The sequence below is a fragment of the Streptomyces muensis genome, assembly GCF_021474425.1.
Classification (GTDB): domain Bacteria; phylum Actinomycetota; class Actinomycetes; order Streptomycetales; family Streptomycetaceae; genus Streptomyces; species Streptomyces muensis.
This window is the reverse complement of the sequence record NZ_JAKEIP010000572.1, coordinates 1-1371: the sequence shown is the minus strand read 5'-3', so window position 1 is coordinate 1371 and position 1371 is coordinate 1. Positions and strand designations below refer to the sequence as shown.

The 1371-nt window shown below is 73.6% G+C and carries 1 protein-coding gene; it reads left to right on the top strand.

Annotated elements, in window-relative coordinates; genetic code table 11:
- Positions 1 to 163: 163 nt before the first annotated feature.
- A partial coding sequence (locus tag L0P92_RS44420; protein ID WP_234768806.1) for an aminotransferase-like domain-containing protein occupies positions 164 to 1371 on the top strand: 1208 nt, incomplete at its 3' end.

The following is a 1371-nucleotide window of genomic DNA, read 5'->3' as shown; positions in this document are numbered from 1 at the left end:
GGGGTTTGCGGGGTGGTGGGGCCGGATCACGGTCCCTGTTCCGGGCTTGGCTCCTGCCCCTCCCGGTCCGCATTCCGGAAAGTCGCTTGTAGGTGGCATGTAGTTCTCTAGGCTGCCCGGCACGAGCCGTCACCCCTCGTCGCCGAGCCGAAGGAGCCGCGTCATGACCGTCATCGAGCCCGCGCACCGTCCAGTCTCTGCCGCCGTGCCGCCGCTCGCGGCGCGGACCGGGGTCGTGGGGGGCTCGCCCGTGCGGGACATTCTCGCCGTGACCGCACGGCCCGAGGTCATCAACTTCGCGGGCGGGCTGCCGGCGCCGGAGCTGTTCGACCAGGAGGGCATCGCGGCCGCCTTCCGTGACGCGCTCGCGGAGGCGCCCGCGCAGGCGTTGCAGTACTCCACCACGGAGGGCGAGCCGAGCCTGCGGGCCGGGCTCGCCGCGCGTATGTCGGCGCGCGGACTGGCGACGGACGCCGACGACCTCCTCATCACCACCGGCTCTCAGCAGGGCCTGTCGCTGCTGGCCACCGCGCTGCTGGAGCCCGGTGACACGGTTCTCGTCGAAGACCCCTGCTATCTGGCGGCACTTCAGGTGTTCGGGCTCGCGGGGGCGCGGGTCGTCGCCGTGCCCGGTGACGCGGACGGGGTGGATCCGGAGACGCTGGAGGAACTGGTCGGGCGGGAGCGGCCGAAGCTCTTCTACACCGTGCCCACCTTCCAGAACCCGACCGGCAGAACCGTCCCCGCCGAGCGCCGGGCGGCCATCGCCGAGGTCGCCGCCCGGAGCGGGGTGTGGATCGTCGAGGACGACCCGTACGGCGAACTCCGGTACGAGGGCGAACGGGTGCCGTGGATCGCCTCCTACCCGGGAGCCGAGGACCGCACGGTGCTGCTCGGCTCCTTCTCCAAGGTGATGGCGCCCGGGCTGCGGCTGGGCTGGCTGCGCGCACCCGCGGCCCTGCGGCGGGCCTGCGCGGTCGCCAAGCAGGCCGCCGACCTGCACACCCCGACCGTCAACCAGCTCGCCGCCGCCCGCTACCTGACCGGCCTCGACGCCCATGTGGCCCACGTCAGGGACGTCTACCGCGAGCGCCGCGACGCCATGCTGGCGGGCCTGGCCGGCGCCCTCCCCGAGGGCTCCACCTGGGGCCGGCCCGAGGGCGGAATGTTCCTCTGGGTCCGGCTGCCGCGGTCGTACGACACGACGGCCCTGCTGCCCGAGGTGGTGCGGCACGATGTCGCCTATGTGCCCGGGGCGCCCTTCTACGCCGGTGAGCCCGACCGGTCGACGCTGCGGCTGTGCTTCGTGACGCAGACGCCGGAGGAGATCGGGGAGGGGCTCAGGAGGCTGGGGGAAGGGCTGGGGAAGGG